Source organism: Chryseobacterium sp. FW101-FHT12H09, assembly GCF_058790395.1.
Genome location: NZ_JBYTCP010000001.1, coordinates 1,218,779 through 1,232,110 on the forward strand (window position 1 = coordinate 1,218,779; position 13,332 = coordinate 1,232,110).

Below are 13,332 nucleotides of genomic sequence, written 5' to 3' on the forward strand. Positions count from 1 at the left end.
TCGAAATTTTTTACTAGATGAAAGAAAGTGCTGTAAAAAAAATTGCAGTTCTTACTTCCGGAGGAGACGCTCCGGGTATGAATGCCGCATTAAGAGCGGTGGTAAGAACGGCAAATTACTATGATATCGAATGTTACGGAGTAAGAGAAGGTTACAATGGCCTTATCAACGATGATTTCTTAAAAATGGGACCACGTTCCGTAAAAAATATAATCAACCAGGGTGGAACCATTCTAAAGTCCGCCAGATCCGTAGAATTTAGAACTGAAGAAGGCCGTAAAAAAGCTTACAATAACTGTGTTAAACACGGTGTTGAGGCCATCGTTTGTATTGGTGGGGACGGAACTTTTACCGGAGCAAAGATCTTCAATGAAGAATTTGGCATCAGAGTAATTGGAGTTCCGGGAACTATTGACAATGATATTTTCGGTACCGACAATACTATTGGCTACGATACGGCTTTAAATACTGCTATGGAAGCCATTGATAAGATCCGTGATACTGCAACTTCTCACAATAGAGTTTTCTTTGTTGAGGTAATGGGTCGTGACGCTGGTTTTATCGCTCTGAATAGCGGATTAGCAACCGGTGCTTTAGATATTCTGATTCCCGAGAAAAAAGACAGCATAGACGAGCTTTTTGCAACGTTCAGAAATGCTGAAAAAACGGGTAAAGCTTCCAGCATCGTTGTGGTGGCAGAAGGCGAAAGACTAGCAAATATTTACGAACTTGCAGAGAAAACCAAGCAGGAGTTTCCTGATTACGATATTCGAGTTGCTATTTTGGGACATATCCAGAGAGGTGGTTCTCCAAGTTGTGCAGACAGAGTACTGGCAAGTCGATTAGGTTATGGAGCTGTAGTCGGATTAATGGAAGGAAAAACGAATGTAATGGCTGGAATGCGATCTAATGATATGGTTTATACACCGATTGAAGAAGCCATTAAAAAACATAACGAAATTAATAAAGATCTTTTATTGATCTCAGAAATATTAGCAATCTAATTTTTATAATTGTAAAAATCAAAATATTATGTCAACAATTAAAGTAGGTATCAACGGGTTTGGTAGAATTGGACGTCTTGTTTTCAGAGCAATGACTGAAAGAGACAACATTGAGGTAGTAGGAATCAATGACCTTATCAATGCAGAATACATGGCTTACATGTTAAAATACGATTCTGTACACGGAATCTTCCCAGGTGAGGTATCTGTAGAAGGTAACGATCTTGTGGTAAACGGGAAAAAAATCAGAGTAACTGCAGAAAGAGACCCGAACAACCTAAAGTGGAATGAAATAGGAGCTGACTATATTGTAGAATCTACAGGTCTTTTCTTATCTAAAGATACTGCTCAGGCTCACATTAATGCGGGTGCAAAAAAAGTAATCCTTTCTGCTCCTTCTAAAGATGATACACCAATGTTTGTAATGGGTGTAAACCACAAAGAGCTTACAGATGATATCAAAATCTTATCTAATGCTTCATGTACTACAAACTGTTTAGCTCCTTTAGCTAAAGTTATCCACGATAACTTTGGAATTGTTGAAGGTCTAATGACAACAGTACACGCTACAACAGCTACTCAAAAAACAGTAGATGGCCCTTCAGTAAAAGACTGGAGAGGTGGTAGAGCTGCTCTTAACAATATTATTCCTTCTTCTACAGGTGCTGCTAAAGCAGTAGGAAAAGTAATCCCTTCATTGAACGGAAAACTAACAGGTATGTCTTTCAGAGTACCAACAGTAGATGTTTCTGTAGTAGACCTTACAGTAAGAATTGAAAAAGCGACTTCTTACGATGAAATCTGTGCTACCATTAAAGCAGCTTCTGAAGGAGAATTAAAAGGTATTCTTGGATACACTGAAGATGCAGTAGTTTCTCAGGATTTTGTAGGAGATAAGAGAACTTCAATCTTCGACAAAGATGCAGGTATCATGCTTTCACCTAACTTTGTAAAGCTTGTTTCTTGGTATGACAACGAAATGGGTTATTCTAACAAATTAGTTGATATGCTTGTTCACGCTGCTTCTTTATAGTAATTAACTAAGCAATTAAATATATAAACCCCGCTCAGAATTTGAGCGGGGTTTTTAGTTTATCATTTCCAAACAACTAATAAAGAAAGTATAAACTATTATTTTCCTGAAGACTTTTTTCCATACTGCACATACACTCAAAAGGATATATGTTTAAATATTCATTAAAAAATAAATATTACGAAATAATATACTACTTTATAATTACTTTAATTTAATAAATTAATATATTTCCGAATTGTAATTAAATTACCTAAAATGACAATTAAAATAAAATTTCTAAAACAGTTTTGGAAATTAAGTTTTCAGGGTTATTAGTTTACAACAAATTTTGCATTTTTTTCAAAGCAAAAAAATCCCCCTTTGGGGGGATTTTTTAAGAAAATTTTAACTATTTTTAAAACAAAGCAATATTCATGGAAGATTCTGAAAAAAAACATCCATTAATCGAGGTTTGGAATACTTATCCAGGTACCAGGAAAGAGAAGAAGGAAATATTGAAAAAGCCTCCTATCGAGCGTATCATAGGTGAAATGTTTGCCATCGGGGAGTTTTACTATTATGTAATGAATCTTACCAACAGTACCCTTTCTCACCACCATGAAAATATTTTAAAATTGCATGGTTTAAAGAAGTTTCCGGAAAATTTAAAAGAAGTCATTGATCTTACCCATCCAGAAGATATTCCTTTTGTTATAAAAGCAGAGCAGGCTGTTATTACAAAAATGTTGGAAATAGGTGTAGAACACCATCTTTATCTTAAATCCAGCTACTGTTTCAGGATGAAAACAGCAAAAGGAAATTATGAACTGTTCCATCATCAGGCGATGCCTACACTGGAAGATGAGAATGGTAATCTTATTCAGGCAATTAATATACATACCAACATTAATCACATTACCAAACAAAATCCGTATACCGTGCTGGTGTCAGGAATAGGCCCAAGAAATGATTTCCACCAGATTAAAATAGAAGATCCTTTTCTAGCTACCCATCAATGTTTGGAAAGCTTAACTAAACGGGAAGTGGAGGTACTATCTCTCATTGCAAAAGGTTATTCGGGTACAGAGATCTCGGATATACTTATTTTATCACAACATACAGTTCGCTCTCATCGCAAAAACATTTTAACTAAAACCAATTCAAGGAACGGCAAAGAACTTTTAAAAAAAGCTTTCGAATGGGGTATTATTTAATGTATATATAAAAAAACATTTCTCCAACTGATAAATCTCACTCATACATTTCGGTGTAAAACTTGTACTTTTATAAGAGATGGAAAGACCTATTTTACAACCACGTTTTAAAAATTCACCTCATTTCAAAGACTTCTGGGAAAAAGGAAATGGAAAACAGCTTATTGAGTTTTCCGGAGCAGAAATAAGTTTCAAAGATTTTGGAAAATTTGCAGCGTATTTCTATCACGTAGATGAAATTGGTGACCAGGTTGTAAAAGATGTTTATCTGACTAAAAAGTTTCATGAAGCATCACGAGAGATTGAACACTATATTCGTAATGGAGTTTTACAAGATGACAATGTACCAGAAAGTGTAAAAAAACTTTTCATAGAAACTCAAAGAAAACCGGAATGGCTGAATGATGATTTACTGAAAAGTGGTGCTGAACTTTGTATGAGAAGCGGATTGGATGCCTTAATTTCTTTGCGGGATTATTGTTTAATCGGCGGTTACGATTATGCTTACCTCAACAAACCTCTTATTGTAACTGAAGCTTTAAAAAAAGGAGCTGTAAAACGTCTTTCTGAAACCCTTGATTTTTGGGTTAATGCTACTCGCTATAATGCGTTAGAAATCCATTCTAAAGGTTATGAATTCGCCATCAAAACTCGCCTTATTCACTCCTACGCCAGACTTTCTATTAAAAAACATTATCAAAACTGGGATACTGAGAACTGGGGTGAACCCATTAATTCATGGGATATGATGGCAACCTATATTGGTTTTAGCCTGGTTTTTCTACACAGTTTACAAAAATTGGGAAACACTTTTTCTAAGGAAGAAGAGTTGGGTATTTTCCATCTTTGGAAATATGTTGGATATTTATTGGGTATACCGGAGAGTCTTTTACCTGATAATAAAAAGCAGGCTACAGAATATTTTTATTTATGGACAGCTATTCAGCCACCTTCGGATAAAGATTCGGCACTTCTCGCCCACTCTCTCCTGAATGAATCTTTAGAGAATCCCATATTAAAGTTTAAGTTTCAAAGAAAAAATCTGAGATATCTCCATATCTGCTGCACCTGGTATCTTTTGGATGATGAAGTGTGCAAACGGTTAAGCATACCCGATGTTTCCAATAAGAATGCATTTCCAGTAGTAAAAAAAATGATCAACAAAGTTTACAATACCTTGATAAGCCGTAATACACGAATTGAAGCCGGCAATAAAAAACATCTCAAGGTTCTGGAGGATTACCTAAGAATTACAGCAGCTTCCAACTTTCATTAAACCAAATTGTCTTAAACTATAATTTAGGTATCCTATCATTTCATTCAGAATAAGATAGCACTTATTTAGCCAATCGGATTTATTGGATTTTTAACGTTAAAAAGAGATTTTGAAATAGAAAAATATTAGTTTTTGATTCCAAAATTATGTACTTTTGAGAAATTATTTTATAGAAATGAGTAACATTGAAGATAAGAAAAAAGCATTGGCATTAGTGCTTGATAAACTAGATAAAACATACGGAAAAGGAACGGTAATGACATTGGGAGATAATTCTGTTGATAACACAATAGAAGTTATCCCTTCTGGATCTTTGGGATTAGATATTGCACTAGGAGTAGGCGGATACCCAAGGGGAAGAATCATTGAAATTTATGGTCCTGAATCTTCTGGTAAAACAACTTTAACTCTTCACGCTATTGCGGAAGCTCAAAAAGCAGGTGGAATTGCAGCATTTATTGATGCTGAGCATGCTTTTGACAGAAGCTATGCTTCAAAATTAGGTATTGATCTAGAAAACTTAATTATATCGCAGCCAGATAACGGTGAGCAAGCTTTGGAAATTGCTGACAATCTTATCCGTTCAGGAGCTATTGACATTGTTGTTATTGACTCTGTTGCGGCTCTTACTCCAAAAGCGGAGATCGAAGGCGAAATGGGAGATTCAAAAATGGGTCTTCATGCAAGATTGATGTCTCAGGCATTAAGAAAATTAACGGCTACTATTTCAAGAACAAAGTGTACCGTAATTTTCATCAACCAGTTGAGAGAAAAGATAGGTGTCATGTTTGGAAATCCTGAAACGACAACAGGGGGTAATGCTTTGAAATTCTATGCATCTGTAAGAGTAGATATCAGAAAAGCAAGTGCACCGATTAAAAATGGCGATGAAGCAGTTGGAAGCCGTGTGAAAGTGAAGATTGTTAAAAATAAAGTAGCTCCACCTTTCAAACAGGCTGAATTTGATATCATGTATGGAGAAGGGGTTTCTAAAACAGGAGAAATTCTTGACCAGGCTGTTGAATTAGGAATTGTTAAGAAAAGCGGTTCTTGGTTCAGCTACGAAGAAACAAAATTAGGACAAGGGCGTGATGCCGTAAAAGATGTTCTGAAAGACAATCCTGAACTTTCTGAGGAACTTGAAAACAAGATCAAGGCAGAATTGAAAACCAAAGTAAAATAGTTTTTCAAAACACTATAATTAAAGACAGCCATCGTGCTGTCTTTTTTGTTATAATAAAGTTTACTTATTTCTGATTAATCATCATATTCATATATAAACGCGTTTTAATTCTTATCTATTTTAATTTTTAAATTTTTAAATTTTTAAATTAAGGTAAGCCTGTCAATCTGTCACTTTCCTTGGTATGGTATTTTTTTTGAGAAATTATAGGAAATTTAAAACCCAAAAATTATGACTAAAGGAAATATTAATGTTTCTGTGGAAAATATCTTTCCACTTATCAAAAAATTTCTTTACAGTGATCACGAAATATTTTTAAGAGAATTAATTTCCAATGCCACTGATGCTACTTTAAAGTTAAAACACTTAACAAGCATTGGTGAAGCTAAAGTAGAATATGGAAATCCTAAGCTTGAAGTAAAAATCAATAAGGAAGAAAAAACACTTCGTATTATTGATCAGGGAATCGGGATGACTGCAGAGGAGGTTGAAAAGTACATCAATCAGGTTGCTTTTTCCGGAGCTGAAGAATTTTTAGAAAAATATAAAGACAGCGCAAAAGATTCAGGAATTATCGGACATTTTGGTCTTGGTTTTTATTCTGCATTTATGGTTGCTGAAAAAGTAGAAATTCTTACAAAGTCATATCGTGATGAACCTGCTGTTCGTTGGATATGTGATGGAAGTCCTGAATTTACTCTTGAGGAAACTGCAGATAAAACTGAAAGAGGAACTGAAATTATTCTTCATATTGCAGAAGACTCTACAGAATTTCTTGAGGAATCAAAAATTCGTGAATTACTATTAAAGTACAATAAGTTCATGCCTGTTCCGATTAAATTCGGTACTAAAACGCATACACTTCCACTACCTGAAGACGCGGCAGAAGATGCTGTAGCTGAAACGGAAGAAGTGGACAATATTATCAATAATCCAAATCCAGCATGGACGATCGCTCCAAGTGATCTAACGAAAGAGGATTATGTAGCGTTCTATCACGAGCTATATCCTATGCAGTTTGAAGAACCATTATTCAATATCCACCTGAATGTTGACTATCCATTTAACCTTACAGGAGTATTGTTTTTCCCTAAACTGGCTAACAACCTGAATATTGAAAAGGATAAAATCCAGTTATACCAGAATCAGGTATTCGTTACTGATGAGGTAAAAGGAATTGTACCTGATTTCCTAATGCTTCTTCGTGGAGTAATTGATTCTCCGGATATCCCGTTGAATGTTTCCCGTTCATACTTACAAGCTGATGGCGCAGTAAAAAAGATCTCTTCTTACATTACTAAAAAAGTAGCTGATAAAATGGCTTCTCTTATCAATGAAAGCCGTGAAGACTACGAGAAAAAGTGGAATGATATCAAGATCGTAATTGAATACGGAATGATCTCTGAAGAGAAATTCTATGAAAAAGCTGATAAGTTTACTTTATACCCTACTGTTGATGGAACTTACTTCTTATGGAATGAGCTTACAGAAAAAGTAAAACCGATACAAACTGACAAAGACGGCAATCTGATCATTCTTTATGCATCCAATGCTGATGAACAACACAGCTATATTCAGTCTGCAAAAGACAAAGGCTATGAGGTTCTTCTGTTAGATTCTCCAATCGCACCTCACGTTATTCAAAAGCTTGAAGGTTCAAAAGAGAAAATTTCATTTGTAAGAGTGGATGCAGATCACGTTAATAATCTGATCAAGAAGGATGAGCCTGTTATTTCTAAATTGAATGATACTGAAAAGGAATCATTGAAAAAGAATGTTGAGGAAACAATTAGTGATAAAAAGTTCACTGTTCAGCTGGAAGACCTTGATAGTACGGATGCACCTTTTACTATTACGCAACCAGAATTCATGAGAAGAATGAAAGAAATGCAGGCAACCGGTGGAGGCGGAATGTTCGGAATGGGAGGTTTCCCTGAGATGTACAATCTTGCTGTGAATTCAAATAGTGAATTTGCTGGTCAGATCCTGAAAACAGAGAGCCCTGAAGAAAAAGAAAATCTTATAAAATATGCATTAGACCTCGCTAAGCTTTCTCAAAATTTACTAAAAGGGAAAGATCTTACAGACTTCATTCAAAGAAGTTATAAGCAGCTTGAGAAATAATACAATCAAAGCGGTACAGATGATCTGTACCGCTTTTTTATTATACTGTATTTCCTTTTCTGGTAAGAGTACATAGATTCATCTCGCTTTAATTTTATTTAGCTGTAAGGTTTTTGTCAATTTGTAATTGATATTTAATTCTTTACCGAATATTCTTACATTTGTTCAAAACCTAATAAATGTTTGAGATCTCTCCTGAAATTCTTCCTTTCTTAGTCCTATTCAGTTTAGGGATTGCCTTATTCCATACTTTAATTTTATCCGGAATATTTAATGTGAATTTAAAGCCAAGCTGGTTGATGTTCATTATAGATCCGGTTATTTTAATCCTTGCTTATTTATTTGTCCCAAAAGAATCAGGAATTATTTTTATCGGATTATTTGTATCCGTTTTTATAATGGCCATCATTGGTTTTATTAAAAACGGAATAGAATCGACCATAGAATCTTTCAGGGAACAACGAAAAAATAAGACTCCTGTATGGAAAATTATTGGCGGTGCATTTTTAGCTCTTTTTGCTTACTTAGCTTTCTTCTATCTGGGAATCTATTCTTTCTTTATTATTTTTTTTCTGATCATCTTAAGCTCTTTACTTCCCAATAATAAAAACAGGTTTTATTTTTACCAGAGGACTTTGCCGACCTCAACTATAAAAAGTATTGCTATGGGTCTTGCTGAAATTTCAGGGAGGGCTAAGGCTATAGAAACGGTTATTTCTCCCGATACAGATACTCCATGTGTAGGATACATTTACACTGTTGATGAAATAAGTACTTCCAGAGATGATGATGGCAGAACCTCAACTTCATACCACGAAATTTCCAGGAAAACTGAAATTAAAAACTTCCACATCGAAGACGAGACAGGGAAAATAGAAATTATCCCGGATAAGTTGCAATGGCTTAATTTTTCAGCTACAAATTCCAGAGAAGATCTGGGACGTCGATACCGGGAATTTATCATTGACGAAAAAACGGATTTCCTTTTAATAGGTCAGGCTTTTTATGAAGGTTCAAAATCGGTTTTCCGTTTTGATGAAAACAAGAATGTCTTCGGCATTGCACCATTAGATATTGTTAATTTCTCGAATAAATGGAGACCTTTAAAATTAAGAGCATTAACTACTTTATCTTTTATAGCTATTTTCTCAGCATTCATTCTTTTTACACCAATCAGGATGGTAGGAAATAAAATTATTATAGAACAAAAAAACTGGAAAGAAACCTTTCAGTCCAATCCTTTTGACTGGTTCATAAAGAAATAACTAAATATGATTTCACTTTTAATTTTAATTATCGTTAGCGTTGGACTGGTTACATTTCTAATCAACACCTACAACCGATTGGTATTATTAAAAAATAACATGCAAAAATCTTTTGCCAACATTGATGTGGTTTTAAAACAACGTGCGGATGAGGTTCCTAATCTGGTAAAAACAGTGAAAGCAACTGCTCTTTATGAGAATACCACCCTTAAAGACTTGGTTTCACTCCGTTCTCAGTATTTTAATTCCAATAAAGACAACGAAAAGATGAAAATTGCAGAACATATCGATAGCAAGCTTAAGTCATTTATGATTACCGTAGAAAACTATCCAGAGATAAAAGCAACTCAGTCTTTTCTTGAGCTTCAGAAAAGATTAAGTGAGCTGGAAGACATCATTGCAGACCGAAGAGAATATTTCAACGAATCTGTAAATTTATATAATACGGGTATCGAAGTCTTTCCTGATTTTATTTTCGCCAAAATGATGAACTATCAAAAAAAGGAAATGTTGAAATTCTCTGAGTCAGAAATACATAACAGCAAAGAAACATTATCATGGAAATAGATCTAGGTATTATTGGCAGTTTTATCAATTCTCAAAAATTTTTTGGAAGTCTGGCTATTGGATTTCCGGTTTTCACCTTTGGATTGTTTGGTTTATACGGTATTTTTAAAAATGTTTTTTTTATAAAAAAGATCCTGAAGTTTATTATTCTCACCTTCGGATTATCTATTATCATACTTATTCCTTTTGTTTTTTTCTCGGCTTTTGTTGGTTTTGATAAGTTGAAACTTAGTCTCATTTATTTATCTATCTTACTTTGTGTAACGGTCTACACACTATTTAATACCGAAGAAACTGTAAACTTTATAAAAGAGGCATCAAAATTAAAAGATAAACAAAATCGAAAATTTTAATTGATGGGAAATTTCATGTTATACATACCGTTGGCTTTTACAGCTTTTATTCTTTTTATGAATTACCGAAAAAAGAAGTCGAAAGATGAAAAAATCTCTTTGCTCACCGTTGTTTTTCAAGGTGTAGTTGTTTATGCATTATCTGCCCTGTTCTTTGGACTTGTTGCAATGTGTTCTTCTACCATCGGCTCCCTTTTATTCAAAACTAAGTATGAAGCCCGGGTTGTAGAGCATGAAGCCTCAAGTTCTGAAGATACATATCGTGCAGTGGTGGAATTTAAGGACAGTAATAACCTACTGATCAAAAAACCTCTGAACTATGGTGGAAGTGATCCTGTCGAAATTGGAAAAATGATTACAATAGGATACGAAAACGGAGATAAAACCGTGACAAATCTAAGTTTTGGAACGCAAAAGCTTGTTGTTGGCGCAGTTCTTCTTTTCTTTTTCGTCCTGGGTTTAGCTGTATCAGCAATATTCTTACATGCTGTGGGTAAAGATTACTCAATCGTTCTCCGTATTGCTTTAGGATTTGTGGTATATATCGTCTTTCCACTTGCAATGCTTTTTTTTATAGGGGTAATGTCCTGGGTGATATGGGAGTATTTTCAAGGAAAAAGAGATGACATGCCAATTTGGGCATTGGGAATATGCAGTCTTTTTGTTACCATTTTAATTCCTGCTTTTTTTGGATATATGAAAATGCTTTTCTCAAAAGACAAGTCAGTCATTAAATTAAACAGAAGATCTGAGATAAAGAGAAGAATTTCTAAATAAGTAAAAAAACAGTGATCTGTTTTATCCTTTTGAAAAATATTATATCAAGAATATTCAAATAAAAAAATCCAACCTCATCGGTTGGATTCTAATTATTTTTTCAAGTTCTGATCAAAATAGTCTGTGATCTTTTGCATCAGATGCACTCTGTCTTTTCCTATTACATTGTGAGGATGTCCCGGATACACAAAGTAATCCAATTGAACTCCGTTGTCTACAGCAGATTTGATAAATTTAATAGAATGCTGCCAAACGACTACATCATCCTGTGCTCCATGGATCATCAATAGTTTACCTTTTAGATTCTGAACTTTATCCAATAGGTTTGCCTTTGCATATCCTTCAGGGTTCTCCTGTGGAGTATCCATATATCTTTCACCATACATAATCTCGTACATCTTCCAATCGATAACAGGCCCTCCGGCTACACCTACTTTGAAAACATCAGGCTGACGAAGCATAAAACTTGTGGTCATAAATCCACCGAAGCTCCATCCATGAATTCCCATTTTCTCAGAGTCCACGTACGGAAGAGACTTTAAATATTCCACTCCTTTCATCTGATCATTCATTTCCGTAGTTCCCAGATTTCTGAATACTGCCTGCTCAAATTTCAGTCCACGGTTTGAAGAACCTCTTCCGTCCATTGTAAAAATGATGTATCCATTTTGAGCCATATATTCATACCAAAGATTTCCTGATGCCGGAAATGTATTGGTGATCAATTGAAGATGGGGTCCATTGTATAAATAAACAATAACCGGATATTTTTTATTAGGATCAAAATTGGTTGGAAGAATGATCTTTCCAAACAATGGAGTTCCATCATCTGCTTTTAGATTTATATTTTTAATTTCCGGTCGCTGATAATTTTTTAATGTGTTTTCAGCAGTAAGGATATTGTTATACTTTAAAGTATTGGTGTTAATAATATTGGTGACTCTTGGTGTATTGGCATTACTGTATACATCATATAAATAATTTCCATCACTGCTCAAAAGCCCTGTATGCATTCCTTCCGCATCATCCAGTTTTTGCATTTTAAAATTCGTCCAGTTGATTTTATATAGATGTCTTTCAAGAGGAGTTTCTTTTGTAGAAACGAAAAAGATTTCTTTTTTCTTTTCATTAAATCCTAAAATATCAGTAACCAACCAATCTCCTTTGGTAATCTGAGAAACCAATCCTTTTTCTAAACTGTAATGAAATAAATGATTATATCCAGTTCTTTGACTCTGCCAGATAAAATCGGTATTAGATTTTGGAAAAAACACAAGTGGATGCTGAGGTTCTACATATTTATCACTTGACTCTTCAAAGAGGGTTTTAACAAGCTCTCCTGTTATAGCATCATACTGATTCATTTTCATATGGTTTTGTCCTCTGTTTAAAACACCAACAAAAATATATTTTGAATCAGGACTCCAGGTAATAGCAGTCAGATACTGATCTTTCTCTCCTTCTACCTTTAAGAAAGTAGTTGATTGATTTTTAATATTGTAAACACCCAATGTCACCTGATGTGATGCCTGCCCAGCCATTGGATATTTCATATTGTGATTTACAGCAGGTGTTACAGACCAATCGATAACAGGATAATCTGCAACCATACTCTGATCCATTCTATAGAAAGCTACAGACTCGGAATTTGGAGCTGGAAAAATTCCTGTATCAATTCCAAATTCATTTCTATGTACTGCCTGTCCGCTGATGATATTTTCATCAGTATCATTTGTTACTGCTATAGATTTTCCATTTCTATTGACGTACAAATTATTTTTTACTGTGTAAGCTAATGTCTGATTATCTCCAAAGATCTTTACATTTGCTGCATTTTCATTCAGTGATAAAGTACTTTTTACTTTCCAATCGTTTCCTGATTTTTCCACCCAAAACATCTGGCCATCAGAATTAAAATAACCATTGGAATTGTTTAGAAATTTAACTGGAGGCAATGCATTCAGTTTATTTGTTGTAAACTGTTTATTCAGCTGGTTTAAAGACAATAAAGTATCTTGCTTGCTTGTCTTCAGATCGGTAATTAAATACCCTCCTTTTACAGCCTGAATGTAAGATTTACCATCTTCAGTCCATGAAAATTGAGAGATATTTTTCACTGCCAGATTAGTTCTTAAGCCATTTACAGCCTCCGCCATCGTAAATTTTTGGGTCTGGGCAAAAGCTGATCCACCCAAAACCACCATCAATAAAGTAAACTTATGTAATTTCATTATTTAAAATTGAATCCACCAAAAATAAGAAATAAAAGTCATCCGTTAAGAAATGTTAAATTAAAAACATTCATAAAATGATATTATTATGTTAATTAAATAATTCCTTAACTTATTGTCGTGTTTTCTTGACCGTTTTTTAATTGGTTCCTACTGAGTTGTCATTCAGAGGAGAACAAAGTGGAGTGCGGAATCTGCGCTTTGCTCACAATGACAGATATCTTAGCCCCGATAGTAACGGTTACCCCACAGCAAGAGCTTGGAAAGCGATGGAGCGAGGAGTAAAAGTGAATAGCGGGAAATAGCTCCAAATTCTGATACTC

Annotated in this window: 12 protein-coding genes; 11 read left to right on the forward strand and 1 reads right to left on the reverse strand. The window is 34.5% G+C overall.

What is annotated here, in order from left to right:
- Positions 1 to 17: 17 nt before the first annotated feature.
- The 10 genes from pfkA (at position 18) to AC3WRL_RS05615 (ending at position 10,778) form a co-directional block, all read left to right on the forward strand.
- Positions 18 to 1,004 (forward strand): 6-phosphofructokinase, encoded by a 987-nt coding sequence (gene pfkA / locus AC3WRL_RS05570; RefSeq protein ID WP_214833142.1) that lies wholly within the window; start codon positions 18 to 20, stop codon positions 1,002 to 1,004.
- Positions 1,005 to 1,032: 28 nt separating this feature from the next.
- Positions 1,033 to 2,037, forward strand: a complete 1,005-nt coding sequence (gap, locus tag AC3WRL_RS05575) for a type I glyceraldehyde-3-phosphate dehydrogenase (protein WP_214833144.1) — start codon at positions 1,033 to 1,035, stop codon at positions 2,035 to 2,037.
- Positions 2,038 to 2,453: 416 nt separating this feature from the next.
- The gene (locus AC3WRL_RS05580; protein ID WP_492329883.1) at positions 2,454 to 3,233 is read left to right on the forward strand and encodes a LuxR C-terminal-related transcriptional regulator; all 780 of its coding nucleotides are present in this window, start codon (positions 2,454 to 2,456) and stop codon (positions 3,231 to 3,233) included.
- A gap of 79 nt (positions 3,234 to 3,312) precedes the next feature.
- On the forward strand, positions 3,313 to 4,509 hold the full coding sequence (locus AC3WRL_RS05585) for an oxygenase MpaB family protein (protein ID WP_214833148.1): 1,197 nt from the start codon (positions 3,313 to 3,315) through the stop codon (positions 4,507 to 4,509).
- A gap of 175 nt (positions 4,510 to 4,684) precedes the next feature.
- Positions 4,685 to 5,692: a recombinase RecA gene (recA, locus tag AC3WRL_RS05590; RefSeq protein ID WP_214833150.1), complete on the forward strand. Its 1,008-nt coding sequence runs from the start codon at positions 4,685 to 4,687 to the stop codon at positions 5,690 to 5,692.
- Positions 5,693 to 5,923: 231 nt separating this feature from the next.
- Entirely contained in the window at positions 5,924 to 7,816 is a 1,893-nt protein-coding gene (gene htpG, locus AC3WRL_RS05595) for a molecular chaperone HtpG (protein ID WP_492329884.1), read from the forward strand.
- A gap of 179 nt (positions 7,817 to 7,995) precedes the next feature.
- Positions 7,996 to 9,081, forward strand: coding sequence for a hypothetical protein (locus AC3WRL_RS05600; RefSeq protein ID WP_214833154.1), 1,086 nt, complete (start codon positions 7,996 to 7,998; stop codon positions 9,079 to 9,081).
- 6 nt (positions 9,082 to 9,087) lie between these two features.
- The gene (locus AC3WRL_RS05605; RefSeq protein WP_214833156.1) at positions 9,088 to 9,648 is read left to right on the forward strand and encodes a LemA family protein; all 561 of its coding nucleotides are present in this window, start codon (positions 9,088 to 9,090) and stop codon (positions 9,646 to 9,648) included.
- Entirely contained in the window at positions 9,639 to 10,001 is a 363-nt protein-coding gene (locus AC3WRL_RS05610) for a hypothetical protein (protein WP_214833158.1), read from the forward strand. Before AC3WRL_RS05605 ends, AC3WRL_RS05610 begins: the two co-directional genes overlap by 10 nt.
- A 3-nt stretch (positions 10,002 to 10,004) precedes the next feature.
- A complete protein-coding gene (locus AC3WRL_RS05615) occupies positions 10,005 to 10,778 on the forward strand; it encodes a hypothetical protein (RefSeq protein WP_214833160.1) in 774 nt (257 codons plus the stop codon).
- 92 nt (positions 10,779 to 10,870) lie between these two features.
- On the opposite strand, the gene AC3WRL_RS05620 is transcribed toward AC3WRL_RS05615, so the two are convergent.
- Complete coding sequence (locus AC3WRL_RS05620; protein WP_214833162.1) at positions 10,871 to 13,009, reverse strand: S9 family peptidase; 2,139 nt, start codon at positions 13,007 to 13,009, stop codon at positions 10,871 to 10,873.
- 143 nt (positions 13,010 to 13,152) lie between these two features.
- Here AC3WRL_RS05620 and AC3WRL_RS05625 point away from each other — a divergent pair, with 143 nt between their 5' ends.
- The gene (locus tag AC3WRL_RS05625) at positions 13,153 to 13,314 is read left to right on the forward strand and encodes a hypothetical protein (protein ID WP_214833165.1); all 162 of its coding nucleotides are present in this window, start codon (positions 13,153 to 13,155) and stop codon (positions 13,312 to 13,314) included.
- Positions 13,315 to 13,332 lie beyond the last annotated feature (18 nt).

Bases quoted from the DNA above. Each gene is read 5' to 3' on its own strand.
- pfkA (WP_214833142.1), top strand. From the start codon at position 18: ATGAAAGAAAGTGCTGTAAAAAAAATTGCAGTTCTTACTTCCGGAGGA.
- gap (WP_214833144.1), top strand. From the start codon at position 1,033: ATGTCAACAATTAAAGTAGGTATCAACGGGTTTGGTAGAATTGGACGT.
- AC3WRL_RS05580 (WP_492329883.1), top strand. From the start codon at position 2,454: ATGGAAGATTCTGAAAAAAAACATCCATTAATCGAGGTTTGGAATACT.
- AC3WRL_RS05585 (WP_214833148.1), top strand. From the start codon at position 3,313: ATGGAAAGACCTATTTTACAACCACGTTTTAAAAATTCACCTCATTTC.
- recA (WP_214833150.1), top strand. From the start codon at position 4,685: ATGAGTAACATTGAAGATAAGAAAAAAGCATTGGCATTAGTGCTTGAT.
- htpG (WP_492329884.1), top strand. From the start codon at position 5,924: ATGACTAAAGGAAATATTAATGTTTCTGTGGAAAATATCTTTCCACTT.
- AC3WRL_RS05600 (WP_214833154.1), top strand. From the start codon at position 7,996: ATGTTTGAGATCTCTCCTGAAATTCTTCCTTTCTTAGTCCTATTCAGT.
- AC3WRL_RS05605 (WP_214833156.1), top strand. From the start codon at position 9,088: ATGATTTCACTTTTAATTTTAATTATCGTTAGCGTTGGACTGGTTACA.
- AC3WRL_RS05610 (WP_214833158.1), top strand. From the start codon at position 9,639: ATGGAAATAGATCTAGGTATTATTGGCAGTTTTATCAATTCTCAAAAA.
- AC3WRL_RS05615 (WP_214833160.1), top strand. From the start codon at position 10,005: ATGGGAAATTTCATGTTATACATACCGTTGGCTTTTACAGCTTTTATT.
- AC3WRL_RS05620 (WP_214833162.1), bottom strand. From the start codon at position 13,009: ATGAAATTACATAAGTTTACTTTATTGATGGTGGTTTTGGGTGGATCA.